The 26,089-nt window shown below is 63.1% G+C and carries 24 protein-coding genes; 17 read left to right on the top strand and 7 right to left on the bottom strand.

Annotated features, from left to right (window positions below; translation table 11 throughout):
- Positions 1-93: 93 nt before the first annotated feature.
- Positions 94-1,707, bottom strand: coding sequence for a response regulator (locus BM279_RS21120; RefSeq protein ID WP_093507078.1), 1,614 nt, complete (start codon positions 1,705-1,707; stop codon positions 94-96).
- A 307-nt stretch (positions 1,708-2,014) separates the two neighbouring features.
- On the opposite strand from BM279_RS21120, the gene BM279_RS21115 reads away from it, so the two are divergent.
- The 6 genes from BM279_RS21115 (at position 2,015) to BM279_RS21090 (ending at position 7,139) form a co-directional block, all read left to right on the top strand.
- Complete coding sequence (locus BM279_RS21115; protein WP_093507077.1) at positions 2,015-3,082, top strand: DUF2333 family protein; 1,068 nt, start codon at positions 2,015-2,017, stop codon at positions 3,080-3,082.
- Between the two features lie 3 nt (positions 3,083-3,085).
- Entirely contained in the window at positions 3,086-3,619 is a 534-nt protein-coding gene (locus BM279_RS21110) for an NUDIX hydrolase (RefSeq protein WP_093507075.1), read from the top strand.
- 106 nt (positions 3,620-3,725) lie between these two features.
- The gene (locus BM279_RS21105; RefSeq protein ID WP_093507073.1) at positions 3,726-4,097 is read left to right on the top strand and encodes a translation initiation factor Sui1; all 372 of its coding nucleotides are present in this window, start codon (positions 3,726-3,728) and stop codon (positions 4,095-4,097) included.
- A 133-nt stretch (positions 4,098-4,230) separates the two neighbouring features.
- Positions 4,231-6,144 (top strand): arginine decarboxylase, encoded by a 1,914-nt coding sequence (gene speA, locus BM279_RS21100; protein WP_093507071.1) that lies wholly within the window; start codon positions 4,231-4,233, stop codon positions 6,142-6,144.
- A gap of 34 nt (positions 6,145-6,178) precedes the next feature.
- Positions 6,179-6,598 (top strand): DUF4174 domain-containing protein, encoded by a 420-nt coding sequence (locus tag BM279_RS21095; protein ID WP_093507069.1) that lies wholly within the window; start codon positions 6,179-6,181, stop codon positions 6,596-6,598.
- 100 nt (positions 6,599-6,698) lie between these two features.
- On the top strand, positions 6,699-7,139 hold the full coding sequence (locus BM279_RS21090) for a carboxymuconolactone decarboxylase family protein (RefSeq protein ID WP_093507067.1): 441 nt from the start codon (positions 6,699-6,701) through the stop codon (positions 7,137-7,139).
- Positions 7,140-7,343: 204 nt separating this feature from the next.
- On the opposite strand, the gene BM279_RS21085 is transcribed toward BM279_RS21090, so the two are convergent.
- Together BM279_RS21085 and BM279_RS21080 are read right to left on the bottom strand one after the other, a co-directional pair.
- Positions 7,344-8,054: an NUDIX domain-containing protein gene (locus BM279_RS21085; RefSeq protein ID WP_093507065.1), complete on the bottom strand. Its 711-nt coding sequence runs from the start codon at positions 8,052-8,054 to the stop codon at positions 7,344-7,346.
- On the bottom strand, positions 8,051-8,632 hold the full coding sequence (locus BM279_RS21080) for an adenylyltransferase/cytidyltransferase family protein (RefSeq protein WP_093507063.1): 582 nt from the start codon (positions 8,630-8,632) through the stop codon (positions 8,051-8,053). Before BM279_RS21080 ends, BM279_RS21085 begins: the two co-directional genes overlap by 4 nt.
- 99 nt (positions 8,633-8,731) lie before the next feature.
- On the opposite strand from BM279_RS21080, the gene BM279_RS21075 reads away from it, so the two are divergent.
- The 3 genes from BM279_RS21075 to nadE are packed head-to-tail and all read left to right on the top strand — an operon-like array spanning position 8,732 to position 11,422.
- Positions 8,732-9,385, top strand: coding sequence for an isochorismatase family protein (locus tag BM279_RS21075; protein ID WP_093507061.1), 654 nt, complete (start codon positions 8,732-8,734; stop codon positions 9,383-9,385).
- Positions 9,378-10,598, top strand: coding sequence for a nicotinate phosphoribosyltransferase (pncB, locus tag BM279_RS21070; protein ID WP_093507059.1), 1,221 nt, complete (start codon positions 9,378-9,380; stop codon positions 10,596-10,598). The genes BM279_RS21075 and pncB overlap by 8 nt, the downstream gene beginning before the upstream one ends.
- The gene (nadE, locus tag BM279_RS21065; RefSeq protein WP_093507057.1) at positions 10,595-11,422 is read left to right on the top strand and encodes an ammonia-dependent NAD(+) synthetase; all 828 of its coding nucleotides are present in this window, start codon (positions 10,595-10,597) and stop codon (positions 11,420-11,422) included. Before pncB ends, nadE begins: the two co-directional genes overlap by 4 nt.
- Positions 11,423-11,489: 67 nt before the next feature.
- Here the strand turns inward: nadE and BM279_RS21060 are convergent, their stop codons facing one another.
- Both BM279_RS21060 and BM279_RS21055 read right to left on the bottom strand, forming a co-directional pair.
- Positions 11,490-12,833, bottom strand: a complete 1,344-nt coding sequence (locus tag BM279_RS21060) for an MATE family efflux transporter (RefSeq protein ID WP_093507055.1) — start codon at positions 12,831-12,833, stop codon at positions 11,490-11,492.
- 64 nt (positions 12,834-12,897) lie between these two features.
- The gene (locus tag BM279_RS21055; protein ID WP_093507053.1) at positions 12,898-15,060 is read right to left on the bottom strand and encodes a TonB-dependent receptor family protein; all 2,163 of its coding nucleotides are present in this window, start codon (positions 15,058-15,060) and stop codon (positions 12,898-12,900) included.
- Between the two features lie 301 nt (positions 15,061-15,361).
- On the opposite strand from BM279_RS21055, the gene BM279_RS21050 reads away from it, so the two are divergent.
- The 8 genes from BM279_RS21050 to BM279_RS21015 all read left to right on the top strand — a co-directional run bounded on the left by BM279_RS21050 (position 15,362) and on the right by BM279_RS21015 (position 23,404).
- On the top strand, positions 15,362-16,450 hold the full coding sequence (locus tag BM279_RS21050) for an ABC transporter substrate-binding protein (protein ID WP_093507051.1): 1,089 nt from the start codon (positions 15,362-15,364) through the stop codon (positions 16,448-16,450).
- On the top strand, positions 16,431-17,426 hold the full coding sequence (locus tag BM279_RS21045; RefSeq protein ID WP_093507049.1) for an ABC transporter permease: 996 nt from the start codon (positions 16,431-16,433) through the stop codon (positions 17,424-17,426). Before BM279_RS21050 ends, BM279_RS21045 begins: the two co-directional genes overlap by 20 nt.
- Entirely contained in the window at positions 17,420-18,211 is a 792-nt protein-coding gene (locus BM279_RS21040) for an ABC transporter ATP-binding protein (protein WP_093507047.1), read from the top strand. The genes BM279_RS21045 and BM279_RS21040 overlap by 7 nt, the downstream gene beginning before the upstream one ends.
- 31 nt (positions 18,212-18,242) lie before the next feature.
- Positions 18,243-19,163 (top strand): aliphatic sulfonate ABC transporter substrate-binding protein, encoded by a 921-nt coding sequence (locus BM279_RS21035; protein ID WP_093507045.1) that lies wholly within the window; start codon positions 18,243-18,245, stop codon positions 19,161-19,163.
- Positions 19,160-20,479, top strand: a complete 1,320-nt coding sequence (locus BM279_RS21030; RefSeq protein ID WP_208604556.1) for an LLM class flavin-dependent oxidoreductase — start codon at positions 19,160-19,162, stop codon at positions 20,477-20,479. Before BM279_RS21035 ends, BM279_RS21030 begins: the two co-directional genes overlap by 4 nt.
- A gap of 326 nt (positions 20,480-20,805) precedes the next feature.
- On the top strand, positions 20,806-22,251 hold the full coding sequence (locus BM279_RS21025; RefSeq protein ID WP_093507043.1) for a cytochrome ubiquinol oxidase subunit I: 1,446 nt from the start codon (positions 20,806-20,808) through the stop codon (positions 22,249-22,251).
- 2 nt (positions 22,252-22,253) lie between these two features.
- On the top strand, positions 22,254-23,261 hold the full coding sequence (gene cydB / locus BM279_RS21020; RefSeq protein ID WP_093507041.1) for a cytochrome d ubiquinol oxidase subunit II: 1,008 nt from the start codon (positions 22,254-22,256) through the stop codon (positions 23,259-23,261).
- Positions 23,261-23,404, top strand: coding sequence for a DUF2474 domain-containing protein (locus tag BM279_RS21015; RefSeq protein ID WP_093507039.1), 144 nt, complete (start codon positions 23,261-23,263; stop codon positions 23,402-23,404). Before cydB ends, BM279_RS21015 begins: the two co-directional genes overlap by 1 nt.
- Positions 23,405-23,600: 196 nt before the next feature.
- Here the strand turns inward: BM279_RS21015 and BM279_RS21010 are convergent, their stop codons facing one another.
- Together BM279_RS21010 and BM279_RS21005 are read right to left on the bottom strand one after the other, a co-directional pair.
- Complete coding sequence (locus BM279_RS21010; protein ID WP_093507036.1) at positions 23,601-24,389, bottom strand: transporter substrate-binding domain-containing protein; 789 nt, start codon at positions 24,387-24,389, stop codon at positions 23,601-23,603.
- A gap of 164 nt (positions 24,390-24,553) precedes the next feature.
- Positions 24,554-26,089 carry an ATP-dependent nuclease gene (locus BM279_RS21005; RefSeq protein WP_093507034.1) on the bottom strand — a complete coding sequence of 512 codons (1,536 nt, stop codon included), beginning with the start codon at positions 26,087-26,089 and terminating at the stop codon, positions 24,554-24,556.

The following is a 26,089-nucleotide window of genomic DNA, read 5'->3' as shown; positions in this document are numbered from 1 at the left end:
TCGGTACGTTATTGCGCTCATGTGACAGCTAGGTGACGTGGCGCGAAACTGACGCCAGCGAACCGATAGGTGGTTGCCGGCGTCGGGCGCCTCTCAGCTGTAGACCTCAACGCGGTTGCGGCCGCCGTTCTTGGCGCGGTACAGCGCCTCATCGGCGCGTTGCGACAGGTGTTTGCTGTCCAGGTTGTCGAACAGCTCGGCGATGCCGCAACTGAAGGTGCAACTAAGGTCATGCGGGTGGGCGGGGTAGTGGATCTCGGCGAAGCGCGCACGCACGTCGTCCAGCACCTTGGCGGCGGTCTTGGCGTCGGTGTTGGGCATCACCACGGCGAATTCCTCGCCGCCGTAACGGCCGATGCAGTCGCTCTTGCGCAGGCGCTGCTTGAGAAACAGCGCCAGACTCTTGATCACCCGGTCGCCCATGGGGTGGCCATAGTTGTCGTTGACCTTCTTGAAGTAATCGATATCGATCATCGCGAAGCTCAGCGGCTGCTCGTCGCGCTGGGCACGGAAACGCGCGTCTTCGAGCAGCTGCAGGGTGTGGGTGTGGTTGAACAGACCGGTGAGGCTGTCGCGCACCATGCGCGCCTTGAGGCTGCGCGCGCGGTCGGCGCGGTTGCGTACCGTGGCGATCAGGTGGCGTGGTTTGATCGGTTTGGTGAGGAAATCGTCGCCGCCTTCGCTCATGGCGTCGAGCTGCTTGTCCAGATCGTCCTCGGCGGACAGATAGATGATCGGCACGCTGACGTAGCGGTCGTTGTGGCGGATCACCTGGGCCAGCTCGGTGCCGTTGCAGGCTGGCATGTACATGTCGAGGATGATCAGGTCCGGCTGGAACTCGGCCAGCTCGTCCATCGCCTGGATCGGCTCGGTGATGGTGCGGGTGACGATGCCGGCGCTGTTTAGCACCCGCTCGGTGTGGGTGGCCTGGGCGCGGGAGTCGTCGACGATCAGCACGCGGTAGGGCTCGTACTGGGCGACGTGGGTGAGCACTTCGATGCGCTCCAGCAGGCTCGAGGCATCCATGGAACCTGTGAAGAATTCCCGCCCACCGGCGCGTACGGCTGCCAGGCGGGTCGGGGTGTCGGTGTCTTCGTGGCTGTAGAACAGCACCGGAATCTTTTCCTGCAGGCCTTCCTGCACGGCCTGGGCCAGTTGCAGGCCGTTGCCCGGCCCGGCGAAGTCGATCTCCATGACCAGAGCCGCCGGGTGGCGTTCGAGCATGGCGGCGCGAAAGGCGTTGGCGGTATCCAGCGGCTTGGCATTCATGCCGAAGAATTCCAGCTGCTGGGCCAGGCGCTCGGCGCGCTCCAGGTGCTGCAGGGCGATGTACACCGGCTTGCGCAGCGGCGGCAGGGTGGTGTGCTCGAAGCGGTCGCCGTGGCGCAGGCCGGTGCGCGACAGGCGCTGCATCAACTGGTTGAGTTCGCTGATCACTTCGCTGTTGAGGCGGCCACGGTTGGCGTCCACCACGCTCAGACAGGCGACGATGCGCTTGCCCAGCTCGCGGTGCTCGACCTGTTCGAAGCGCTCGGCGTAACGCTGCAGCAGCTGTGCGGCTTCCTGCAGCTCATGCATGCCGGCCTCGTTCCACTCCGCGCGTTGCAGGCGCTGCCAGACTTCCAGAACCTGGCGCGCTTGGTTGATCACCCGTTGGGCGAAGTGCTGTTTGAGCCGGTCGCGGCTGGGATCTTCTTGCTCGGTCATGGCCGGTAGTCCGTAGAGTGTCGCAAGCCTGCCGATGGTGGCCTGGTGCTATCAATTAAAAACTATTTTGCCATTCCTATGGCGCCAGTGTTGTGACTCGCCCCGCACCCTGGGTCATGGCCGATGCAAACCTCTGGCGGTATCCCGTTACGTCGTGAACAGCTTGCGGCACTGCGCGCTGAGGCAGCCTTCCCTTATAGTGGCAGCGTAGTCTCGCTGCAGGCCATGGGTGCTCCAAGTATTGGCGCAACCCTCCCAGAGGCCTGTGGTCGAAGCCCTGTACGTCGCTGATCAAAGGATAATCGCCATGCTTGATTGGAAGAACCGCACCACCGGCACTGCCTCTGCCGATGACGGTGCCAGCACCGGCTCTCGTCGTCGCCTCGGCGGCGGTATTGGCCGCGTTATCGCCAGCCTGCTGGGCGTCTATCTGCTGGTGGCACTGGTCGTCGGCTGGTACTGGAGCCAGGAGCCGGATCTGTTTCCCGTGCAACAGCGTGTACAGGCCTCGGCCGAGAAAGCCAACCGTCAGGTGGTGACCGGCTATACCAGCGTGGAAACCCTCAAGCAGGTCGCCGAGACCCTGCTCGACAAGCCGGGCGGCTATCTGGCCAATGACCTCGCGCCGCCGGGCCTGTGGCTCGACAACATGCCTAGCTGGGAATACGGCGTGGTGGTGCAGGTGCGTGATTTCTCCCGTGCGCTGCGCAAGGACTTCGCCCGTTCGCAGTCGCAATCCACCGAGGATGGCGACCTGGCCCGCGCCGAGCCGAACTTCAACTTCGACAATCGTAGCTGGGCGCTGCCGTCGACCGAGTCCAAATACCGTGAAGGCATCGACTCGCTGGATCGTTACCTCGCTCGCCTGTCCGAGCCGGGCCAGAGCGGTGCGCGCTTCTATACCCGCGCCGACAACCTGAATAACTGGTTCGGCGACGTCGCCACTCGCCTGGGTTCGCTGTCTCAGCGCCTGTCCGCCAGTGTCGGCCAAGTGCGCCTCAATACTGACGTGAACGAGAACACCGAACTGGCCCAGGGGCAGGTGCCCGAGGTGACCGAGCGCACCTACGAAACCCCATGGCTGCAGATTGACAACGTGTTCTACGAAGCCCGCGGCCAGGCCTGGGCGTTGTCGCACCTGCTGCGCGCCATCGAAGTCGATTTCGCCGATGTGCTGGCCAAGAAGAACGCCACCGTCAGCGTTCGGCAGATCATCCGCGAGCTGGAGGCCGCCCAGGCCACGCTGTGGAGCCCGATGGTGCTCAATGGCAGCGGCTACGGCATCCTCGCCAACCACTCGCTGGTGATGGCCAACTACATCTCGCGAGCCAATGCCGCAGTGATCGATCTGCGTCAGTTGCTGTCCCAGGGCTGATCCGTGGCAATTGCTGAAACCGAGGTGGCGCACCGCGCCGCCTCGGATGCCGAGCTGATCGCCTGGGTCGATGAGCAGGATCAAGTGCTTGGCGCCTTACCCCGCGCCGAACTGCGTAGCCGCAGCCTGATCGGTCGCGGCACTTTCATCCTTCTATTCAACTCCGCCGGCGAGCTGTGCGTGCATCGCCGTACCCTGAGCAAGGCGGTGTATCCGGGCTACTGGGATATCGCTGCTGGCGGCATGGTGGCGGCCGGTGAAAGCTACGCACGTTCGGCCGAGCGCGAGCTGGCCGAAGAGCTGGGCATCCGCAATGCCGTGCTGCGTGACCATGGCCGCTTTTTCTTCGATCAGCCGGAGAACCGTATCTGGTGCGCGGTGTTCTCGGCCGTCTCCGACGCACCGCTGGTGCTGCAGCCCGAAGAGGTGCTGGAGGCGCGCTTTATGAGTCTCGAAGCCGCGCAGCGTGATACCCAACTCAAGTCCTACTGCCCCGATTCGCTCGTGGCGTTGCAGCACTATCTCGCCAATCGCTAGTGACACGGGGTCGCCAATCCATCAGGGGTTGGCGCATTTCGCTTCTTAGCATCGCCGGCCTTTGTCGTTACACTGCGCCGCTCCCATCCACTGAGGAAAAAACGCGGTGGCCAAGAAAACCTCTTCATTCGCCGGCCTCGGTGGCCTGGTGTTCTCCACGGATGCAGGCCGGCATTGCCCGGATTGCTCGCAGCCGGTGGACGCCTGCACCTGTTCGCGCACGACGATTCCCGAGGGCGACGGCATTGCCCGGGTGCGCCGCGAGACCAAAGGCCGCGGCGGCAAGACGGTGACTACCATCAGTGGCGTGCCGTTGGCCGAAGAGCCGCTCAAGGAGCTGGCCTCGGCGCTGAAGAAGCGCTGCGGCTGCGGTGGCTCTTTCAAGGATGGCGTTATCGAGATCCAGGGCGACCATGTCGAACTGCTGCTCGCCGAGCTGATCAAGCGCGGCTTCAAAGCCAAGAAATCCGGCGGCTGAACGCCGCCGCCCGTGACTCTCTAAACTTACTCACTGCTCGGCCAGTCCACTGCCGAGCAACCGTCATTTCCAGGCTCTATGCTCGCCCGACCGTATCGACAGCATCAGCCTATCTGTAACAGGGGAACCCTCGATGGCCGCACGACGCACACGCAAGGACGATGGAAGCCAATGGACGGTGGCCGACAGCCGCAGTGTCTACGGCATCCGCCACTGGGGCGCCGGCTACTTCTCGATCAATGACGCCGGCCGCGTCGAAGTGCGCCCCAACGGGCCGGGCAGCACGCCCATCGACCTTTATGAGCAGGTCGAGGAGCTGCGCCAGAGCGGCCTGTCGCTGCCGCTGCTGGTGCGTTTCCCGGACATCCTTCAGGACCGCGTGCGCAAGCTGACTGGCGCCTTCGACGCCAGCATCGCGCGCCTGGAATACAACAACCGCTATACCGCCTTGTACCCGATCAAGGTCAACCAGCAGGAAGCGGTGGTGGAGAACATCATCGCCACCGAGAACGTTTCCATCGGCCTGGAAGCCGGCTCCAAGCCCGAGCTGCTGGCCGTCCTGGCGCTGGCGCCGAAGGGCGGCACCATCGTGTGCAACGGCTACAAGGACCGCGAATTCATCCGCCTGGCGCTGATGGGCCAGAAGCTTGGCCACAACGTGTTCATCGTCATCGAGAAGGAGTCGGAAGTCGCTCTGGTGATCGAAGAGGCCGCCGAACTCAAGGTGGCGCCGCAGATCGGCCTGCGCGTACGCCTGTCGTCCCTGGCGTCGAGCAAGTGGGCGGACACCGGCGGCGAGAAGTCCAAGTTCGGCCTGTCCGCCGCCCAGCTGCTGTCGGTGGTCGAGCGCTTCCGCAAGGCTGGCCTGGATCAGGGCATCCGCCTGCTGCACTTCCATATGGGCTCGCAGATCGCCAACATCGCCGACTACCGCAAGGGCTTTCGCGAGGCGATCCGCTATTACGGCGAGCTGCGTGCTCTTGGCCTGCCGGTGGACCATATCGACGTCGGCGGCGGCCTGGGCGTCGACTACGATGGCACCCACTCGCGCAACGCCAGCTCGATCAACTACGACATGGAAGACTACGCCGACGCGGTGGTCGACATGCTCAAGGAATTCTGCGACCGCCAGGAGATTCCGCACCCGCACATCTTCTCCGAGAGCGGCCGGGCGATGACGGCTCACCACGCACTGCTGCTGGTGCAGGTGACCGATGTCGAGCGTCACAACGACGAGGTGCCGGAGATCGACCGCAGCATCGAGCAGCCCGAAGTGCTGCAGGTGCTGATCGACCTGCTCGAGGACAGCGACCCGGAAATGGTCGCCGAAACCTACTGGCGCGCCACTCACTACGTCAGCGAGGCGGCCGGGCAGTATTCGGCCGGCAAGCTCGACCTGCCGCAGAAGGCCCTGGCAGAGCAGTGCTACTTCGCCATCTGCCGCCGCCTGTATAACCAGCTCAAGGCCCGCCAACGTTCCCACCGCCAGGTGCTCGACGAGCTCAACGACAAGCTCGCCGACAAGTACATCTGCAACTTCTCGGTGTTCCAGAGCCTGCCGGACACCTGGGCCATCGGCCAGATCCTGCCGATCCTGCCGCTCAACCGCCTGGACGAGGAACCGCTGCGTCGCGCGGTGCTGCAGGATCTGACCTGCGACTCCGACGGCAAGATCAACCAGTACGTCGATGAGCAGTCCATCGAAACCAGCCTGCCGGTGCACGAACTGCGCGAGGGCGAGGACTACGTGCTGGGCATCTTCCTGGTCGGCGCCTACCAGGAAATTCTCGGCGACATGCACAACCTGTTCGGTGACACCGACTCGGTGAACATCTACCAGAACGCCGACGGCAGCATCTACCACGCTGGTATCGAGACCCACGACACCATCGAGGACATGCTGCGCTACGTGCACCTGTCGCCCGAGGAGCTGATGACCCACTACCGCGACAAGGTCGCCAGCGCGCGCATCACCGCCCGCGAACGTACCCAGTTCCTCGACGCGCTGCGTTTGGGGCTGACGCGCTCTTCGTACCTGTCGTACTGAGGACGGCGGGAGCGAGCCCACTAGGAGAGAGGCCATGAAGCGTTTCGCGACCCTGCTGCTCCTGGCGCTGCCGCTGCTGGCCCACGCCAGCGAGAATCCGCTCGAGGCCGAGCGCTGGAAGACCCGGCCGCTGATCGTGCTGGCGGCCAGCGCCGATGATCCGCTGCTGGCGCGGGTGCAGGCCGCGCTGCGCGAGCCGGCCAACCGCGAGGCGTTCGTCGAGCGCGACATGGTGCTCTACACCGTGATCGGCCAGCAGGGGCAGCGCAACGAGCAGCCCCTGGAGGCCATCGCCACCAAGCGCCTGCTGCTGGCGCTGGACGCCGGCAACGCCCGGCCCCAGGTGATTCTGGTCGGCAAGGATGGCGGCAAGAAGATCCAGCAGGGCGCCGATGCGGACTTGCAGGCGATCTTCCGGACCATCGACCGCATGCCTATGCGGCAAGGCGAATGACTCGCCGAAAGATGGACCAATGACTTTCCATCATCTTGGTTCTATTGAGCGGGCCAGGTGCTGAGTAATCTGGCGTCCGTCCAATAGCGAGTACGCCACCATGCCTAACTCCATCACCTTGCGCCTGCCTTATAGCCAACTCTCGCCCGACGCCTACAAAGGGCTGATCGCCACCAAGAAAGCCCTGGCTGCCAGCAGCCTCGGCCTGCCGCTGATCGAATTGGTGTACCTGCGTATTTCGCAGATCAACGGCTGCGCCTTCTGTCTGGAGATGCACGCCAAGGCGCTGCGCGACGGCGGCACGCCCCAGACGAAGCTCGACAGCCTGGCGGGCTGGCGCATCAGTGCGCACTTCAGCGAGGCCGAGCGCGCCGCCCTGGCCTGGGCTGAATCGCTCACCGATATCGCCCGCACCCACGCGCCGGATGACGTGTATGAGCCGCTCAAGGCACATTTCAATGACGCACAGATCAGCGACCTGACCTATGCCATTTCGCTGATGAATGCCTTCAATCGTTTGGCCATCGGCATGCGGCAGTAGAGAAGATAGGTAGCCCTAGTCGAGCGAAGCGACACCCGGGGCACCAACCCGGGTATCGCGTCGCTCAACCCAGGCTACGGGATTGGTCGCCGCCTAATTGTGGGAGCGGGTCATGCCCGCGAAAATCTCGGGCATAAGCGAGGAGTCCTACCTGGCCAAAGATCAATTCATGTGCCGGTTGGATCCTTCAGACTGTGGGCGATGTCAGCTACCAGCCCGATCCGCCAACAGGCTACGGTCGAACACGAACACGCCCTCGGCCTGATCGGTCAGCTCCCACAATTGCTGAGGGCGGCCCATTTTCGGGAAGTTCTTCTCGCCGGTGTCGCGGATCCAGCCGGCGTCCTTCATCTTTTCCAGGCGCTTGCGCAGCGAGGTGTTATTGATCATCGTCCCCAGGCAGGCCTGGGCGGCGTTCAGGGCATCGAGCACGGTAAAGCGTGGCGGCGCCAGGTAAAGCGGCAAGCTGGTGTAGACGGATTTTCCGGCCAGGCGCTCGACGCTCAGGCGTACCAGTTGCCCGTGGTCAAAGGGCAGGGCGAGGCGCCCGTCCAGCACCTCGTCGAGTGGTACGAAGCGCAGGCCGTCGTCAGCGGTCTCGGTGTCCGGCGCCAGCAGGGCCAGGTAATAGGTGCTCATCGACCAGCCGCGCGGGTCACGCTCGGCGCTGCCTTCGGTGCCGACCTGCTCCAGATGCCTTGGCAACACCTGGGCCTTATCGCGCAATACGCGGTGGGCGGCGGCTTCCAGGTTGGCGTCGCGGGTGCTGCCGTTGACGATCACCCCCGGCAACGCCCACTGGCCCAGAAACGGCTCGCGCTCGCGGCGGTGCAGCAGCACCTGCAACTGGCGGCTCTCGATATCCATACGCAGGGCGATCAGATCGACACTGGCCAATACTTCAGCAGAACTCACATCGCACTCCTGTAGATCGTCATATCAGCCTGAATCTCCGGCAACTGCCAGGCCTCGGGGATCGCCTGCCCGGCGGCGATCATCGCGCGGATTGCGCTGCTGTGCACGGTCATCTCCTCATCGGCGACCACCAGCCCAAAGCGCTGGCGCAGCTCGGCGGCGCGGTGGAATGTCTTGAGCCGGGTGAGGTTGTCTTCGCCTATCACCAGCGCCAGGCGCTCGCCCGGCAGTCCGTATCGTTCGGCCAGGCAGCTGAGCAGGTCAACGCTGTAGATCACCCGGCCATCGGCACCCAACTCGCGCTCCAGGCTGCAGCAGCGTACCCGATCACCGAAGCGTGCTGCCAGGCGCTCGACCCAGGCGCAACGCAGGTCGAAGTCGGCCATGCGCTTGGCGTCGGCATGGCGGTAGCTCGGCACCACCAGCACCTGCTCGCTGGTTTCCAGTGCTCGGCAGATCACACTGGCGTGGCCGGCATGGGGCGGATCGAAGGCGCCGCCGTAAACGGCCAGCGCGAAGCGCTGTGGCGCTGGTTCATCTTGGCCTGCCGCGAAGCACTGCAGGGGCGATGGCTGCATGACGATTCTCCTTGCAGGTGGGTGTTGACATACATAATACACCTGGTGGAATATGTGTCCACCCCGCAGCGATGCGGCTCCATGAGTAGGAGGTGTCAGATGAAGATCGCCACGTTCGATGTCGATGCGCAGAAGGGCTTTACCAGCCTGTGCCCCGATGAGTTGCCGGTGCCCGGCGGCCATGAAATCGCCGCGTCGCTCAACGACATGGCGCGTCGTGGCACCCTGCGCCTGGGCAGCAAGGACGCCCACACGCCCAACGCCCTGTGGGTGGTCGAGGGCTACGACCAGATGCTGCAGCCCTTGAGCCATGCCAATTCCGATCTGACCTGGGTCAGCCACTGTGTGCCGGGCACGCCGGGCTTCGAGCTGCTCGATACGCTGCCTGCGCCAATCGACTATGACTTCTTCGTCTGGAAAGGTGTCGAACCCGATCTGCACCCCTACGGCGCCTGCTACCACGACCTGGCCGGCAAGCGCAGCACGGGCGTGATCGAATACCTGCAAGTAGCGGGCGTTAAGGCCGTGGTGGTCGGTGGCCTGGCCCTGGATTTCTGCGTGAAGAACACCTCGCTGCAACTGCGTAGCGCCGGCCTTGAGGTGTTGCTGTATCTTCCGGCGTGCCGGGCCATTTCCGAAGCCGGCGCGACGCAAGCCATCGAACAGATGCGCGCGCAGGGCATCATCATCTGCGCCGATAGCGGAGCGCTCGACAGCGAGCTGGCCCGCCTCGAGGAGAGTGACCATGAGTGAGAGCGTATTCGCCCCCAGCATCATCCAGAACCTGCTGGACACCGATTTCTACAAGCTGACCATGATGCAGGCGGTGCTGCACAACTACCCCAACGCCGAAGTGGAGTGGGAGTTTCGCTGCCGCAGCAAGGAGGACCTGACGCCCTACCTGGCAGAGATCCGTTACCAGATCGAACAGCTGGTCAACACCACCATCACCGTGGACCAGCTGGCGTATCTGGAGAAGATCCCGTTCATCAAGCCAGACTTCATCCGCTTCCTCAGCCTGTTCCGCTTCAACATGCGCTACGTGCACGTCGGCACCGACGACGCCGGCCAGCTGGCGATTCGCGTACGCGGGCCGTGGCTGCACGTGATCCTCTACGAGATTCCGCTGCTGGCGATCATCTCCGAGGTGCGCAACCGCTATCGCTACCGCGAGGTGGTCATCGAGCAGGTGCGCGAGCAGCTGTACCGCAAGCTCGACTGGCTCAAGGGCGAAGCCAGCGCCGATGAACTGGCGGGTTTCCAGATGGCCGACTTCGGCACCCGCCGGCGCTTTTCGTACCGAGTGCAGGAGGAAGTGGTGAACATCCTCAAGCACGACTTCCCAGGCCGCTTCGTCGGCACCAGTAACGTGCACCTGGCCCGCGAGCTGGAGTTGCGGCCACTGGGCACCATGGCCCACGAATGGTTCATGGCTCACCAGCAGCTCGGTCCGCGGCTGATCGACAGCCAGAAGGCGGCGCTGGAATGCTGGGTCAAGGAATACCGCGGTCTGCTCGGGGTTGCCCTGACCGACACCATCGGCATGGACAGTTTCCTCGGCGACTTCGATCTGTACTTCGCCAAGCTATTCGACGGCCTGCGCCACGACTCCGGCGACCCGCTGGTCTGGGCTGAAAAGGCCATCGCCCACTACGAGAAGCTGGGTATCGATCCGATGAGCAAGACGCTGGTGTTCTCCGACGGTCTGACCTTGCCCAAGGCGCTTGAACTGTACCGCGCGCTGCATGATCGCATTCATGTCAGCTTCGGCATCGGCACCAACCTGACCTGCGATATTCCGGGTGTCGAGCCGATGAACATCGTCATCAAGATGATCGACTGTAATGGCCAGCCGGTGGCGAAGATCTCCGATACGCCGGGCAAGACCCAGTGCCGCGACCCGAATTTCGTGACCTATCTGAAACACGTGTTTCGTACCGATGCCAATCAGGGAGCCTCCTCATGAGCAATCGCCAAGCTGAAATCGCCAAAGCACTGGGCGTGATCGCGCCCTTCACCTCGGACGCCGACGTGGACGCCGAGATCACCCGCCGTATCGCCTTTATCAAGGGCACCCTGACCGCCTCGCGCACCAAGGTGCTGGTGCTCGGCATCAGTGGCGGCGTGGATTCCTCGGCGGCCGGCCGTCTAGCCCAGCTGACCGTAGAGCAGCTGCGCAGCGAGACTGGCGATCAGGCCTACCGTTTTATCGCCATCCGCCTGCCGCACAGCGTGCAGCACGACGAATCCGACGCCCAGGCGGCGTTGGCCTTTATCGCTGCCGACGAGGTGCAGACCATCGACATCGCCCCGGCCGTTTCCGGCCTGGCCAAGCAGATCGGCGAGCTGGGCGAGCTGACTTCGGCGCGCCGCGATTTCGTGCTCGGCAACACCAAGGCGCGCATGCGCATGCTGGCCCAGTACACCGTGGCCAACGCCCGCAACGGCCTGGTGATCGGCACCGACCACGCCGCCGAAGCGGTGATGGGTTTCTTCACCAAGTTCGGTGACGGCGCCTGCGACCTCGCCCCGCTCAGCGGCCTGGTCAAGGGCCAGGTACGGCGCATCGCCGAACGACTTGGCGCACCCGCTGCGGTGTTCTCCAAGGTGCCGACCGCCGACCTGGAAGACGAGCGCCCAGGTATTCCGGACGAGCAGGTACACGGCGTCAGCTATGATGACATCGACGCCTTCCTGCAGGAAAAACCGGTCAGCGATACCGCCTACCAGGCCATCGTGCAGACCTACGACAAGACCCAGCACAAGCGCGAGCTGCCGCTGGTGCCTTGATTGGCAGCCAACAAAAAGCCCGCGATTCAGCGGGCTTTTTCGTCTCTGAGTGGCGGCAAGCGCGGGGTCAACTGCCAGGCGCCGCCAGCCATTGATCACGCCGCGCCAGTTGCCAGGCCAGTGCGCCCAGGGTCAGGCCGCGCAAGGCCATGAAGGCCAGAAAGGCGATCCACAAGCCATGGTTGCCGAACCCCTGCAGCGCCAAGGCGATCGGCAGGCCGATGGCCAGGGCCACAAGCATGGCGTTGCGCATTTCGCGGGCACGGGTGGCGCCGATGAACAGGCCGTCGAGCAGGTAGCTCCACACCGCGAACAGTGGCAGCAGGGCGAGGTAGGGCAGGTAGTGGCCGGCGGTCTCGCGTACCGCGGCGATATCCGTCTGTAGATTGATGAACAGGTGGCCGCCCAAGGCGAACGCCAGGGCGAACACCAGGCTGGCCAGTAGCGACCAGATACCGGCGACGATCAGGCTGCGCTTGAGGGCCAGGCGATCCCGCGCACCGATGGCATGGCCGCATAGCGCCTCGACCGCATGGGCCAGGCCATCCAGTGCATAGGCGGTGATCAACAGGCCGTTGAGCAGCAGGGCGTTGGCCGCCACCGTGGCGTCGCCCAGGCGCGCGCCCTGAATGGTGATCAGCAGGAACACCGCCTGCAGCGCCAGCGAGCGCAGGAAGATATCGCGATTCACCGCCAGCAGCGCGCGCCAGCTCTGCCACTGGGCCATCGCCGCCCAGCGGGTGTTGCCCGGGTGGCGACGCAGGGCGCGCCGCGCAAGCGTCAGGCCGACCAGCAACCCGCCCCATTCGGCCAGTACCGCGGCGCGGGCGGCGCCCACCACTTCCCAGTGCAGGCCGAGTACGAACCACAGCGACAGCACGATGTTCAGCAGGTTGGTGACCAGCAGCATCACCAGCGGCGCGCGGGCGTTCTGGGCGCCGAGCAGCCAGCCGATCAGCGCGTAGTTTGCCAACGCTGCGGGCAAGCCGAGCAAGCGCGTGTGTAGAAAATCCCGGGTCAGGCCGTCGAGCTCGGCCGACGGGTTCATCAGACCCAAGGCCAGGCCGCTGAAGGGAATCGCCAGCGCGCCAAGCAACAGTGCCAGCAGGGCGGCGAGCAGCAGGCCCTGCACCAGCACCTGGCGCAGCGCCCCGCCATCGCCGCGACCGCAGGCCTGGGCCGCGAAACCGGTGGTGCCCATGCGCAGAAAACCCAGCACCCCGACGATCAGGATGTACAGGCTGCTGCCCACCGCTACGGCGCCCAACTGATGGGCGTGGGGCAGGTGGCCGACCACCGCGGTATCGACCAGCGCCACCAGCGGTACGGACAGGTTGGAAAGGATCATCGGCGCCGCCAGCGCCCAGACCCTGCGGTGGGTTGGCGCGTGGCGCCAGGCATCACAAAACATGTACGTCTCCCTGTAGGCGGCGAATTATAAAGGAGACGGCACGGGGTATTCTTATGCTGTGGTGTTAATTGAAACTGTAGGACACCCCGACATATGCCCCGAAACCTTCGCCCGGTGTCGAGCGGGCGGCATCGGCGCCGTTGTCGTCGTAGCCCGGCGTGACGGTGGCGGCGTAGCGTTTGTCGGTCAGGTTGCGCAGGTCCAGCCAGGTTTGCCAGTCGTCTTTCGGCGAGGCGTAGCCCAGGGTCGCGCCAAAGATCGTGTAGGCATCGGCGTAGTAGGAATTGGCGTAATCCACCGCCACTTTGGAGGCGTACTGGGTGTTTAGCCCGGCGTAGAAACCGTTCGGTAGGCTGTAGCGCAGCTCGGCTTGGTAGTAGTGGCGGGGCAGGCCGGGTAGGTGGTTGTCGCCAAAGGTGGCGTCGTCGCGGTAATGGAAGTCGCTGAAGGTGTAGGCCTGGCGCAAGGCCAGAGCGCCGGCCGCGCCGCCGTCCCACAACGGGCTGTCGAGGCCCAGCTCGATGCCTTGGTGGATGGTCGGGCTGGCGTTGGCTTCGGAAGGCGGCACGCCAGTGGTGATTTCCACGGTCAGCAGCTCATGGCGCACCAGCGAGTAGTAATAGGCCACGTCCCACTGGCCCAGCGCGGAGTCGCCACGGCCACCGACTTCGAAGGTCGTCGCTGTCTGGTTATCCAGCGAGATCGGCGCGCGCTGGCGGGCAGCGTACGGCTGGTTGCTGTTGGGGAAACGCAGCGGCGAACTCCAGAGCATCGACCAGGCGTGGGGCGGCTCGATCGAGCGGCTGACATTGCCGTAGAGCTGCACGTCCGGGTTGAGCTGGTAGCGCAGGCCGATACGCGGCGCGTAATCCCAGGTGTGCTCGCTGAGCTTATCGTCGGTGGCCGGCCAGGTCACCTGTACTTCACGGCGGGTGTAGATCAGCGCCAGGCCGCTGGTCAGCCACAGGTCAGGTGCCAGCTCGGTTTCGTTGCCGATATGCAGCACGTTGTCCGAGCCCAGGTGCTCGTAGGCGCGCATCAGGGTGCCGGCTGGGTAGGCGGTGCCGTTTACGTTGATCGGCAGCGCCGCATTTTCCCTGGACTTGCTGCTCGGCAAGTTGGTGGTGCTACGGAAACCGACGGTGGTGGTGCTGTCGAGCCCGAACAGGCCGTGGCGGCGTGTGTAGTTCAGGGTGCCGCTCACGTCGCTGTAGTCCACGCGCACCCGGTAGGTGTTACCGTTGGGCGAGCTGTTCTCGACGATATCCATCGGGTAATGGTGATAGGCCAGGCCGGCCACCAGGGTGGAGTCGTCGTCGATCTGCCAGGTGGTCTTGTTGGCCAGCCAGGTGCTGCCAGGTTGGTCACGGTGCGCGTTGATACGCAGATTGTTGGCAGCGGCCGCCCTTGGGTCGTGCTCGATCTGCGCCTTGGTCAGCCGACCTGGGACGTCATGCTCTGTTTCCCGGTAGCGCAGGTAGAAGCGCGTCTCCAGGTTGTCGTTGAGGCGATAGCCGACGTTGGCGGCCACGCCCTGGCCCTTGCCCGACGAATGATCCTGATAGCCGTCGTAACGGCTGTCGGTGACGTTGACGTAGTAATCGACATCGCCCAGCACCTGCCCGGAGCTGATGCTGCGCTTCTGGTAACCGTGGCTGCCGGCTTCATAGCGCAATTGCAACTTGTCGGCATCACGGCCGGTGCGGGTGATGTAGTCGATGGCGCCGCCCAGGGCCAGGGAGCCCTTGTCGAACCCATTGGCGCCGCGCAGCACTTCGGCGCGGCTTATCCACAGCGGTTCCAGCAGCTCATAAGGCGTACCGCCCGAGCCGGTCAGCGGCAAACCGTCGAGCATGACGTGGTTGCCGGAGGCGTGGGAGCCGGTGCCGCGGTTGATGCCCGAGCCGCGGATGGCGATCTTGATGCCCTCGTTACCCGGCGACTGCGCATAAACGCCCGGCTGGTAGGCCAGCACATCGGCATTGCCAGCCACGCGGCCCTGCTCGACGCGCTGCATGTCCACCAGATTGGTGCCGCCCGGCACCTCCTTGAGTTGCGCCTCGGCCACCTGCTGCTCGGTCAGCGCCTGCTCGGTGATCTGTACGCCTTCGATCTGCAGGCTGCCCGTCGCGGTCTCGGCATGGGCGACAGGCAGCACTACGCAGCCCAGCAGGCTGGCAGCCAGCAGGTGACGTGGGCGCAGGGCGTACGGGGGCAGGCAAGGCATTCGGTAGGTTCTCCGGGAAGCGGCATTTGGGATAGCGCGGGGTAGGACGGTGGCTCGTTGCGATAAGCCACGTCTGGCAGTTGGCAATCCGCTAACGGTGCTGGGGTTGTCGGGAGAGAGGATGGATTAACTTTCTCGTTTGGCATATTAGGTTATGCCTAAATTGAATTTCCCTGTGGATCGTCAAGCCGATACCGTCTAAGGCCTTTCCTGTGAAGCTGGCTGTAAAAGCCCGCCGAAGCACCTTATCCGCACGCTACCCGACCACGCGGCGCATGCACGACTCTCTTATGGAGGCGCCATGCCCATCTCTGTGCTCAACCGTCGTCAGTTGCTTGCCCTGGCGGGTACCGCCACCGCGGCGGCGTTCGCCAGCCGCTTCGCCTGGGCCGATGCCGGTCATGCTGGCCACGGCGCCCATACCGGGCATGCCGGCCAAGGTACGCAACCGGTTGGCAGCGGCCTGGATCTGGACAGCGATCGCTGGGTCTTGCCCGAGCCGCGCAAGATCAAACTGGCCACCAACCTCAATGCCGTGTGCCTGGCACCCGTGGCGGTTGCCGACAGCCAGGGCATCTTCAAGCGCCATAACCTGGAGGTCGAGTTCGTCAACTTCGGCAACTCCACCGAGGTGCTGCTCGAATCCATGGCCACCGGCAAGGCCGACGCCGCCACCGGCATGGCGCTGCGCTGGCTCAAGGCGCTGGAGCAGGGCTTTGACGTCAAGCTGACCGCCGGCACCCACGGTGGTTGCCTGCGCCTGCTGACCCTGGACGATGGTCCGAAAAGCTTCGAGGCGCTGAAGGGCACCACCATCGGCGTCACCGACATGGCTGCTGCGGACAAGAACTTCTTCTCGCTGATGCTCAAGCGCCATGGCGTCGACCCGGTGCGCGACGTGACCTGGCGGGTGTACCCCATCGACCTGCTCAGCGTTGCTCTGGAGAAGGGCGAGATCCAGGCCGCCAGTGGCTCCGATCCACTGATGTACCGGGTCAAGCAGCAGCCGGGCTTCGCCGAGCTGGCGACCAACATGATCGAGGAGTACGCCAACATGAGCTGCTGCGTGGTCGGGGTCAGCGGCGAGCTGGCGCGCAACGACACGCCGGTGGCGGCGGCCATCACCCACTCGATCCTGCAGGCCCATGCCTGGGCGTCGCGCAACCCCGATGCGGTGGCCGAGGAGTTTCTCAAGTTCGCCATCAACACCTCCAAGGAAGAGGTGCGCGCCATCCTCACCGAGCACACCCACGGCTACTACTCGGTCGGCAATACCTTCGTGAAGGAGATCGCGGTATACGCCCGCGACCTGAAGAACGTCGAGGTGCTGCGCCCGCGTACCGATCCCCTGGAATTCGCGGAGAGCATCCATGCCGACGTATTCGCTTGAGCAAGGCCAGGCGCAGCCGCGCGTGGCCACGCCGCTCTGGCGCGGTGGTCTGCTGGCCGCATTGGCCTGGATAGCCTTCGCCCTGTTCACCGCGTTCTACCCCGATGGCGGCAAGCCCTGGCCCTTCACCCGGGAGCTGGCGTACGTCGGTGCTGGCGTGGGCGGGCTGCTGGCGCTGCTGGGCATCCTGCCGGGTCCGTTGGGCCGGCTGGTGGAGCGTCTGCGTCCGGCAGGCGCCTGGTTGGTGGCATTGCCCGTGCTGCTCGGTGTGTGGCTACTGGTTACCGCCAAGGTGGTGCTGCTGCCGGTGCCGTTCTTCGCGCCGCCCCAGGCGCTGATCGAGGTGTTCGTCGATGACTGGTTACGCCTTGGTGAAAGCCTGCTGCATTCGTTATGGCTGCTGGTCAATGGCGTGGTGGTGGGCGGCATCGCCGGTTTCATAGCAGGCGTGGCGATTGGCTGGTCGCATCGCATCGGCTATTGGGTTCATCCGGTGCTGCGCATCCTCGGGCCGATTCCCTCCACCGCGCTGCTGCCGATCTGCTTCTTCTTTTTCCCGACCAGCTGGAGCGCCAGCGTATTCCTGATCGCCCTGGCGACCTGGTTCCCGGTCACGGTACTGACCTGGTCCGGCGTGGCCAGCGTCGACAAGGCGTACTACGAGGTGGCCCGTACCCTGGGCGCCAATTCGCGCTTTCTGGTCTGGCGAGTAGCGATTCCGGCTGCATTGCCTCATGTGTTTGTCGGCTTGTTCATGGGCCTCGGCGCCTCGTTTTCGGTGCTGGTGGTGGCCGAGATGATGGGCGTCAAGGCTGGCCTCGGCTGGTACCTGCAGTGGGCCCAGGGCTGGGCCGCCTACGCCAACATGTACGCTGCGCTGCTGGTGATGGCGCTGCTTTGCTCGGGGCTGATCACCTTGCTGTTCATCGTCCGTGATCGGGTGCTGTCCTGGCAGAAGGGGGCGGTGAAATGGTGAACGTCGCAACCGCTCATCCGCTTCAGGCTGCGGGCATGAGCCTGGATATCCGCGGCCTCAGCCATGCCTTCGACCTGGGTGACAGCCGCCTGCCGGTGCTCGACAAGGTCGACCTGCAACTGGCACCCGGCGAAAGCGTCGGCCTGCTCGGGCCATCCGGCTGCGGCAAGTCGACCCTGCTGCGTCTGGTCGCCGGGCTGGAGAGCCTGCAGAGCGGTAGCCTGCTGGCCGACGGTGCCGCGCTTGCCGGGCCGCATCACTCGCGGGTGCTGGTGTTTCAGGACCCGACGCTCTATCCCTGGCGCAGTGTGTGGAACAACGTCGCCCTCGGCCTGCAGGCGCGCGGTCAGCTCCGGGAGCAGAAGCACCGCGTCGACGAGACGCTGCGCAAGGTTGGCTTGCTGGAATTTCGCGAGGCATACCCGCGCCAACTCTCCGGCGGCATGGCGCAGCGTGTGGCGCTGGCCCGCGCACTGATCAACGAGCCGCGCCTGCTGTTGCTCGACGAGCCACTGGGCAAGCTCGACTCGCTGACCCGCATCGCCATGCAGAGCGAGCTGATTCGCCTGTGGCAGCAGCAGGCCTACAGCTCACTGCTGGTTACCCACGATGTCGAGGAGGCGCTGCTGCTCTGCGACCGCGTGCTCGTGTTCTCGGCGCGCCCGGCGCGGGTGCTGGCCGAACTCAAGGTCGAGCGCTCCTATCCGCGTCGCCGCGACGATCCGCGTCTGCTCGAGCTGCGTCACCACGCCTTGCAGTTGCTGGGGCAGGGCAGTGACTGGTGAGCATCCCCTTATGTTCTGTTGGAGCCGTCTAATGAAGATTCGCACCGGCCTGTCGGCCCTTTTACTGTCCACCCTGTCGCTGGCGGTGTCCGCCGCTGACCTGACCATCGGCGACCAGCGTGGCAATGCGCGCGCTGTCATGGAGGCGGCCGGCGTACTCGACGGCCTGGATTATCAGATCCAGTGGCGCGAGTTTCCCAACGCCGCCCCGTTGCTCGAAGCCCTGCGCGCCGGCCACCTCGATGGTGGCCTGGTCGGCGAGGCGCCGCTGACCTTCGCCGCAGCGGCTGGGCTGGAGGCCAAGGCGATTCAGGCGGCGAGCTACCTGGGCAACGCGTTGATCATCAGCGGCAATGCCGGCATCGCCTCGGTCGCCGACCTCAATGGCAAGAAGATCGCCGCGGTCAAAGGCTCGTCCGGCCAGGCGCTGGCGCTCAATGCCCTGGCGCGTGCCGGGCTGAAACCGAGCGACGTGACCTTCGTCAACACCACGCCCTCGGAGGCGACCCTGGCCTTGAGCAACGGCAGCGTCGATGCCGTCGCCACCTGGGAGCCCTACGTATCCTTTGCCGTGCAGCAGAGCGGCGCGAAGATTCTCGCCGACGGCAAGGACTACCCGAGCCTCAATTACCTGGTGGCCGCCAACACGGTGCTGCAGGGCAAGCGTGCTGAACTCAAGGATTTCGCCGCGCGGCTGGCGCAGGCGCGGATCTGGGGCGCGGCGCATCCCGAGCCCTACGCCAAGGCCATCGCCAGCCTGCTCAAGCTGCCCCAGGCGGTGGCGCTGGGCAAGGTGCAGCGTGAGGTCAATACGCCGGAGACCGACCTCGCCGCCGTGCGCGCGCTGCAGCAGGCGACCATCGACCTGTATCAGCGTGAAGGCTTGATCCCGCGGAGCTTCCCGGCGGACAGCGTGATCGAAGCGAGCTTCTTCACCGAGCAAACGCCATGATGCACCTGGCGCTGTACCTGGAGGCCGGTACCCATCAGGGTGGCTGGCGACACCCGCATTCGGCCTCCACCGGCTCGGTCGACTGGCCGTTGTACAAGACCATTGCCCGGCGCGCCGAAGCGGCCTGCCTGGACATGCTGTTCGTGGCCGACAAACTGTCGATCGACGACAACTATGGCGGTCACTTCGGCGAAACGGTGCGCTACCGCCCGGTGGTGCGGCCCGAGCCGCTGACCCTGCTGTCCGCTCTGGCGGCTGTGACCGATCGCATTGGCGTGGGCGGTACGGTGTCGTCGTCCTATGCGCTGCCTTACAGCGCGGCGCGCATGCTGGCCAATATCGACCACATCAGCGGCGGCCGTGCGGCCTGGAATCTGGTGACCTCGGTCAGCGATGGCGAGGCGCGCAACTTCGGCCGCCAACAGCACTACGGCCATGCCGAGCGGTATGCCCGCGCTGGCGAGTTCATCGAGGTGGTGCAGAAACTCTGGGACAGCTGGGGTGACGAGGCGCTGCTGCTCGACGCGCAGCAGGGCGTGTTCGCCGACCCGGATGCCTTCCATTACCTGCATCACCGCGGCGAGTTCTTCGATATCAAGGGGCCGATCAACATTCCGCGCCCACCCCAGGGCCAGCCGGTGCTGATCCAGGCCGGGGTGTCCGAGGCGTTTCTCGACCTGGCGGCGAAGAACGCCGAAGTGGTGTTCGTGGTGCATCCGCAACTGGAGCGCGCCAAGGCGTTCTACCGCCTGCTCAAGGACAAGGCACGCAGCCATGGGCGCGACCCGGACACGCTGAAGATCCTGCCCGGCATCGTGCCGGTGGTGGGCGAAACCCATGCAGCGGCGCTGGCCAAGGATCGTCTGCTCAAGGAGCTGATTCGCCCCGAGGCGGGGTTGAGCTTCATGTCCGCCAGCATGAACCACGACCTGGCGCAGTACCCGCAGGATGGGCCGTTCCCGGATATCCGCGAGGCCATCACCGGCAGCAAGGGGCGTTTTCAGTATGTGATCCAGCAGGCTCTCGAACTGGGCCTGACGGTCGGGCAAACGGGCAAGCGCTATGCCGAGAGCCTCAGCTTCTTCTCGCCAGTGGGTTCGCCGGAAGGAGTCGCCGAGCAGCTCGCCGCCTGGTACCGCGCGGGTGCCTGTGACGGCTTCGTGATCCTGCCGCCCTACCTGGAAGCGCAAGGCGATCTGTTTCTCGAAGGCGTGGTGCCGGCTTTGCAGGCGTCGGGGTTATTCCGTACCGAATATCCTGGCCAGACGCTGCGCGACACCCTCGGCCTGGCTCGGCCGGCGAGTCGGTTCGTCTGAGCGGGCCAACAGCCTTGGCCATTTCCCGGCGGTGGCGATTCGCCGCCTCGCCTGCCTTCTTTCGCCGCGCTGTTGCTACCTGACGCCGCGAGCGGCTGCATAGTCCTTCATCTGATAACGCGCACGTTGCGCCGCGCCCGCGGAGCTAAGTCAGAACGCCGCAGCGACAGCCTGTCGCGCGGCATCCAGCCACGCTGGTAAGTGGCGTGGCGAGGCGTAATCTGAAGGCGATCCATTGATCCAGATCAAGGCGCCTTTCGCCTTGGCTGTCTGCGGTACACGCATAACAAGAAGTCGATAACTAACTCTGATCGAGGGGCACGTCCATGTTCGGCCTAGAGGCTTTGGATCTTGCGCGCATCCAGTTCGCCTTCACCATTTCCTTTCACATCATCTTTCCCGCCATCACCATCGGCCTGGCCAGTTACCTGGCGGTGCTCGAAGGCCTGTGGCTGAAAACCGGGCAGACGGTGTACCGCGACCTCTACCACTTCTGGGTGAAGATCTTCGCGGTCAACTTCGGCATGGGTGTGGTCTCCGGTCTGGTGATGGCCTACCAGTTCGGCACCAACTGGAGTGCCTTCTCGGATTTCGCCGGTTCGGTCACCGGGCCGCTGCTGGCCTACGAGGTGCTCACCGCGTTCTTCCTCGAGGCGGGCTTTCTCGGCGTCATGCTGTTTGGCTGGAACCGCGTGGGGCCGGGCTTGCACTTCTTCTCGACGGTGATGGTGGCGGTCGGCACGCTGATCTCGACCTTCTGGATTCTTGCCTCCAACAGCTGGATGCAGACGCCCCAGGGCTTCGAGATCGTCGACGGCCGGGTGATCCCGGTGGACTGGTTCGCGGTGGTGTTCAACCCGTCGTTCCCGTATCGCCTGGCGCACATGGCCACCGCCGCATTCCTGGCCACCGCGTTCTTCGTCGGCGCCTCGGCGGCCTGGCACCTGTTGCGCGGGCGCGATACGCCGGCGATGCGCAAGATGTTCTCCATGGCCCTGTGGATGGCCCTGCTGGTCGCCCCGGTGCAGGCGGTGATCGGCGACTTCCACGGCCTCAACACGCTGAAGCATCAACCGGCGAAGATCGCCGCCATCGAAGGCCACTGGGACAACAGCTCCGGCGAGCCGACACCGCTGATCCTGTTCGGCTGGCCGGACATGCAGCGCGAGGAGACTCGCTTCAAGATCGAGGTGCCGTACCTGGGCAGCCTGATCCTCACCCACAGCCTGGACAAGCAGGTGCCGGCGCTCAAGGAGTTCGCCAAGGAGGACCGGCCCAACTCGACCATCGTGTTCTGGTCGTTCCGCATCATGGTCGCCATGGGCTTGCTGATGATCCTCGCCGGTGTGTGGAGCCTGTGGCTGCGCTGGCGCGGCAGCCTCTACCGGTCGCGCCCGTTCCTGTACTTCTGCCTGTGGATGGGCCCGTCCGGGTTGATCGCCATCCTCGCCGGCTGGTTCACCACCGAGATCGGCCGCCAGCCGTGGGTGGTCTACGGTCTGATGCGCACCGCCGAGGGCGTGTCGATGCACAGCGCCGCGCAATTGGGCCTGACTCTGGTGCTGTTCGTGGTGGTGTACTTCGCGGTGTTCGGCGCGGGCTTCGGCTACGTGATGCGCCTGGTGCGCAAGGGGCCGGTCACCGGCGAGGGCGATCATCAGGATGACGGCGGGCCGGGCACCCGGCATACGCCCGCGCGGCCGTTGTCGGCCGCCAAAGAGGGCACCGACGACAGTGACCACGGCGGTGAACACGCCGAAGGGAGGGCATGACCATGGGTATCGATCTGTCAGTCATCTGGGCGGTGATCATCGTCTTCGGGGTGATGATGTACGTGATCATGGACGGCTTCGATCTGGGCATCGGCATCCTCTTCCCGTTCGTGCCCGACAAGGGCGAGCGCGACGTGATGATGAACACCGTGGCGCCCGTGTGGGACGGCAACGAGACCTGGCTGGTGCTCGGCGGCGCCGGGCTGTTCGCGGCCTTTCCGCTGGCCTACTCGGTGGTGCTCAGCGCCCTGTATCTGCCACTGATGTTCATGCTGCTGGGCCTGGTGTTTCGCGGCGTGGCCTTCGAGTTTCGCTTCAAGGCCAAGGACCACAAGCGGCATATCTGGGACAAGGCGTTCATCGGCGGCTCGGTGGCGGCGACCTTCTTCCAGGGCGTGGCGCTGGGCGCATTCATCGAAGGCATCCCGGTCGAGGGCCGGGCATTCTCAGGTGGTTCGCTGGACTGGCTGGCGCCGTTTCCGCTGTTCAGCGGCCTGGGGCTGATCGCGGCTTATGCGCTGCTCGGTTGCACCTGGCTGATCATGAAGACCGAAGGCCGCCTGCAAAAGCAGATGCACGACCTGGCCCGGCCACTGGCCCTCGCGCTGCTGTCGGTGATTGGCATCGTCAGCCTGTGGACGCCGCTGTCCCAGGCGAGCATTGCCGAGCGCTGGTTCACCTTCCCCAACCTGCTGTGGTTCGCCCCGGTGCCGTTGCTGGTGCTGGCGAGCTTCTTCTACCTGCTGCGCTCGGTGGCCAACTATGACAACAGCAAGCCGTTCGTGCTGACCCTGGCGCTGATCTTCCTCGGCTACAGCGGCCTGGGCATCAGCCTGTGGCCGAACATCGTGCCCGGCTCGCTGACCATCTGGCAGGCGGCCGCACCGCCGCAAAGTCAGGGCTTCGCGCTGGTCGGCGCGTTGCTAATCATCCCGATCATCCTCGTCTACACCGCCTGGAGCTACTACGTGTTCCGCGGCAAGGTCACGCCGGATCAGGGGTACCACTGATGAACAAGTTCAGCGAAAAGAAACCCCTCTGGCAACGCATCGCCTGGCTGGCCGGCATCTGGACGGTCAGCGTGCTGAGCCTGGGGCTGGTGTCATATCTGTTGCGGCTGTTTATGAATGCGGCGGGGTTGAGTACGCCGTAGGAGCCGTTTTCGCCGGGTAGGGTGGCTCGGGATAACTCGTAAGGTGGATCGGGGCGCGTAGCTGGCGCTTTATCCACTATGGCAGTGCAAGTTGCGAACGGTGGACAAGCTTCGCGTTGTCCACCCTACTTGTCGGTAGGGCGTAGGGTGGATGACGCTTTATCCATCCACCACTCCGATCGCCGCGGGCGCTCTTTTACTGCCCCGGTACCGCCAGCCAGTGGCCAAGGGTTTTCTGATACGCGCCGGTGGCCTTGCTCAGGTGCAGCCACTGATCCACATAGCTTTTCCAGGTCATGTCATCGCGGGGCAGCAGGTAGGCTTTTTCGCCGTATTGCATGTAGGCGGTCGGGTTGACGGCGCATAGACCGGGCATGCGTTTCTGCTGGTACAGAGCTTCGGACGAGTCGGTGATCATCACGTCGGCGCGCTTATCCAGCAGTTCCTGGAAGATGGTGTTGTTGTCATGGAAATTCAGCTGCGCCTTGGGCAGATAAGCCCGCGCAAAGGCCTCGTTGGTGCCACCGGCCGGCTCGATCAGGCGCACTTCTGGCCTGTTGATCTGCTCGACGGTCTGGTAACGCGACACGTCTTCACAGCGCACCAGCGGGATTTTGCCGTCGACATCCAGGGTACTGCTGAAAAACGCCTTCTTCTGGCGCTCCAGCGTCACCGAAATACCGCCCATGCCGATATCGCACTTGCCCGCCACCATATCCGGCATCAGGGTTTTCCAGGTGGTCGGCACCCACTGCACCTTCACCCCAAGGCTTTGCGCGAGCGACTGAGCCATCTCGATATCGATGCCTTCGTAGTCGCCGTCCTGGCGCAGGAAGGTATAGGGCTTGTAATCACCGGTGGTACACACCGCCAGCTGTCCCTTCTCCAGCACCTTGTCCAGATGCGACGGCGTTTCCTGAGCCTGGGCAAAACCCGACAGCCCGATAAGCAGGGTGGTGATGGCGCTGATTTTTAGATTTTTCATGGTGGATGAGGCTCGCGGTTGAGGGCGGGATAAAAGCGAGCGCACAAGGTAAGGACTGGGGCTTGGTGGAGCAAGGCCTAGGATTGTGGTTTTTATTCTGGGTAGGTGCTTTGAGTGCGGTGGACAAGCTTCGCTCGGCCACCTCACATACATAGGTCAAAATGCTATACGGTGTTAAGTAGCCTGCGTAGTGTGTTTGAAAAAGAAGTGAAGTCTACTTCTCGTTTGATGTCTTCGCTTAGATTTCTTATGAAGTAGGATTCATCAATGTTTCTTCCTTCTAGATCTTTCTTGACTCGGAAGTAGAAAAGTTTGTCTGGAGATTTAGCTTTTGAATCATATTGGTCGATATGCTCGGCCATTAAGTCGTCTAGCGATTTAATTGGGAAATATTTGTCGTTAATTGTTTTTCTTATTTTTGGCATTGATTTTTTGAAAACTATCTCGTAGATAAATTTTTCTATGCTTTGAATCGGTAGGAACGCTTTGGCAAGATTCTTGTAATTTTCTTTCTTTTCAACTTCAGTGGCTACGTCTCCATCAAGAATGCTAATGATTTTTTTGTTTACGCCTATCACGTTATGGCGAAGTAAGTCCATGTGCAGATTCAGAACATTCTGCCAACCACCTACTGGCGAAATATGAACGAGTCTGCTCTCTTTAAGGCCGCTGTCGGCTATTACTCCGTCAATAACTAATGAGGCAAGGGAGTCTTCTGCTAATATTAAATAGTCGAAGCCGTCGTGTCGGTATATTTCTCTTATTGCGTAGCTTGGGAAGCACGGATTTATTAATTGTACATGCCCTTCAGTATTATTGATAAGGTACATGTTTTGAGGTTTTAATGCTCTGATTACCTCGGGCGAATGTGATGTGAGATACACACATAGCTTCGGGTAAGTGACTAGGAGCGAGTTTAAGTACGAGATTAACCTGGAGATAGCTATAGGATGTAAGGCAAGTTCAATCTCGTCAATAAGAATGAAGAAGGTTTTGTCAGTGACTTTTTTGCCTGTTCCTTGGTTTACTAAAGCATGATAGATGTAGTTGAGTAGGGAGATAAGTAGGCACTCGCCAGAGCTCATGCGGTATTGACTGAGAAGAGCACCCTTCGGAGTGCTCATGAAGTAGGGGAGATTTGAAAGCTCAAACTCCTCGGATATCTTTTTGTTCCGAATTTTCTTCATTGTTCGATAATGGTTGTTATCGCCATGGAGAATGTAGCTCAAATTATCTTTTACGTAGTCGAATGCTTCAACTATGTGCTCGCCTGCAATGGAGTTGCTGCGTAGTAGTTTATCAACTATGGTTGAGTCTCGAAATCTTGTTCCGTAAAACAGGCTGCCCTCGTACACCCCTTTGTAATGTGCTGGACTGGTTGCGCACCACCACATCATTGTTTCGTTATCATGCCTTCTTTTGACGTGCCAGTTATAATTTTTCTCGCCTTCTGCTGTGGCTATTCCGATATCTATAGTTGAGTCTTCACTGTAGTCTTCATGTTGAAGCATGTTAAACCGCTTTGGACTTAGTAACACTGACATGATAAGCATAAGTGTGCTTTTACCACACCCGTTACCGCCCACTAAGCTATATAAGCCACCCTCTATCGGCAGTTCAATATCTGCAGATATTATGTTTTTCACATTGTTTATTTTGATCTTCAAACGGTCCAAGTAATGCTCCTTGAGTTCTTCCAT

The sequence above is a fragment of the Phytopseudomonas straminea genome (genome assembly GCF_900112645.1).
Lineage (GTDB): Bacteria > Pseudomonadota > Gammaproteobacteria > Pseudomonadales > Pseudomonadaceae > Aquipseudomonas > Aquipseudomonas straminea.
Note: the sequence above shows the minus strand (reverse complement) of the source record. Positions and strands in the feature narration are given on the sequence as shown.

Coding starts and splice junctions, on each gene's coding strand:
- BM279_RS21120 (WP_093507078.1), bottom strand. CDS start 1,707: ATGACCGAGCAAGAAGATCCCAGCCGCGACCGGCTCAAACAGCACTTC.
- BM279_RS21115 (WP_093507077.1), top strand. CDS start 2,015: ATGCTTGATTGGAAGAACCGCACCACCGGCACTGCCTCTGCCGATGAC.
- speA (WP_093507071.1), top strand. CDS start 4,231: ATGGCCGCACGACGCACACGCAAGGACGATGGAAGCCAATGGACGGTG.
- BM279_RS21095 (WP_093507069.1), top strand. CDS start 6,179: ATGAAGCGTTTCGCGACCCTGCTGCTCCTGGCGCTGCCGCTGCTGGCC.
- BM279_RS21090 (WP_093507067.1), top strand. CDS start 6,699: ATGCCTAACTCCATCACCTTGCGCCTGCCTTATAGCCAACTCTCGCCC.
- BM279_RS21080 (WP_093507063.1), bottom strand. CDS start 8,632: ATGCAGCCATCGCCCCTGCAGTGCTTCGCGGCAGGCCAAGATGAACCA.
- BM279_RS21075 (WP_093507061.1), top strand. CDS start 8,732: ATGAAGATCGCCACGTTCGATGTCGATGCGCAGAAGGGCTTTACCAGC.
- pncB (WP_093507059.1), top strand. CDS start 9,378: ATGAGTGAGAGCGTATTCGCCCCCAGCATCATCCAGAACCTGCTGGAC.
- nadE (WP_093507057.1), top strand. CDS start 10,595: ATGAGCAATCGCCAAGCTGAAATCGCCAAAGCACTGGGCGTGATCGCG.
- BM279_RS21060 (WP_093507055.1), bottom strand. CDS start 12,833: ATGTTTTGTGATGCCTGGCGCCACGCGCCAACCCACCGCAGGGTCTGG.
- BM279_RS21055 (WP_093507053.1), bottom strand. CDS start 15,060: ATGCCTTGCCTGCCCCCGTACGCCCTGCGCCCACGTCACCTGCTGGCT.
- BM279_RS21050 (WP_093507051.1), top strand. CDS start 15,362: ATGCCCATCTCTGTGCTCAACCGTCGTCAGTTGCTTGCCCTGGCGGGT.
- BM279_RS21045 (WP_093507049.1), top strand. CDS start 16,431: ATGCCGACGTATTCGCTTGAGCAAGGCCAGGCGCAGCCGCGCGTGGCC.
- BM279_RS21040 (WP_093507047.1), top strand. CDS start 17,420: ATGGTGAACGTCGCAACCGCTCATCCGCTTCAGGCTGCGGGCATGAGC.
- BM279_RS21035 (WP_093507045.1), top strand. CDS start 18,243: ATGAAGATTCGCACCGGCCTGTCGGCCCTTTTACTGTCCACCCTGTCG.
- BM279_RS21030 (WP_208604556.1), top strand. CDS start 19,160: ATGATGCACCTGGCGCTGTACCTGGAGGCCGGTACCCATCAGGGTGGC.
- BM279_RS21025 (WP_093507043.1), top strand. CDS start 20,806: ATGTTCGGCCTAGAGGCTTTGGATCTTGCGCGCATCCAGTTCGCCTTC.
- cydB (WP_093507041.1), top strand. CDS start 22,254: ATGGGTATCGATCTGTCAGTCATCTGGGCGGTGATCATCGTCTTCGGG.
- BM279_RS21015 (WP_093507039.1), top strand. CDS start 23,261: ATGAACAAGTTCAGCGAAAAGAAACCCCTCTGGCAACGCATCGCCTGG.
- BM279_RS21010 (WP_093507036.1), bottom strand. CDS start 24,389: ATGAAAAATCTAAAAATCAGCGCCATCACCACCCTGCTTATCGGGCTG.
- BM279_RS21005 (WP_093507034.1), bottom strand. CDS start 26,089: ATGGAAGAACTCAAGGAGCATTACTTGGACCGTTTGAAGATCAAAATA.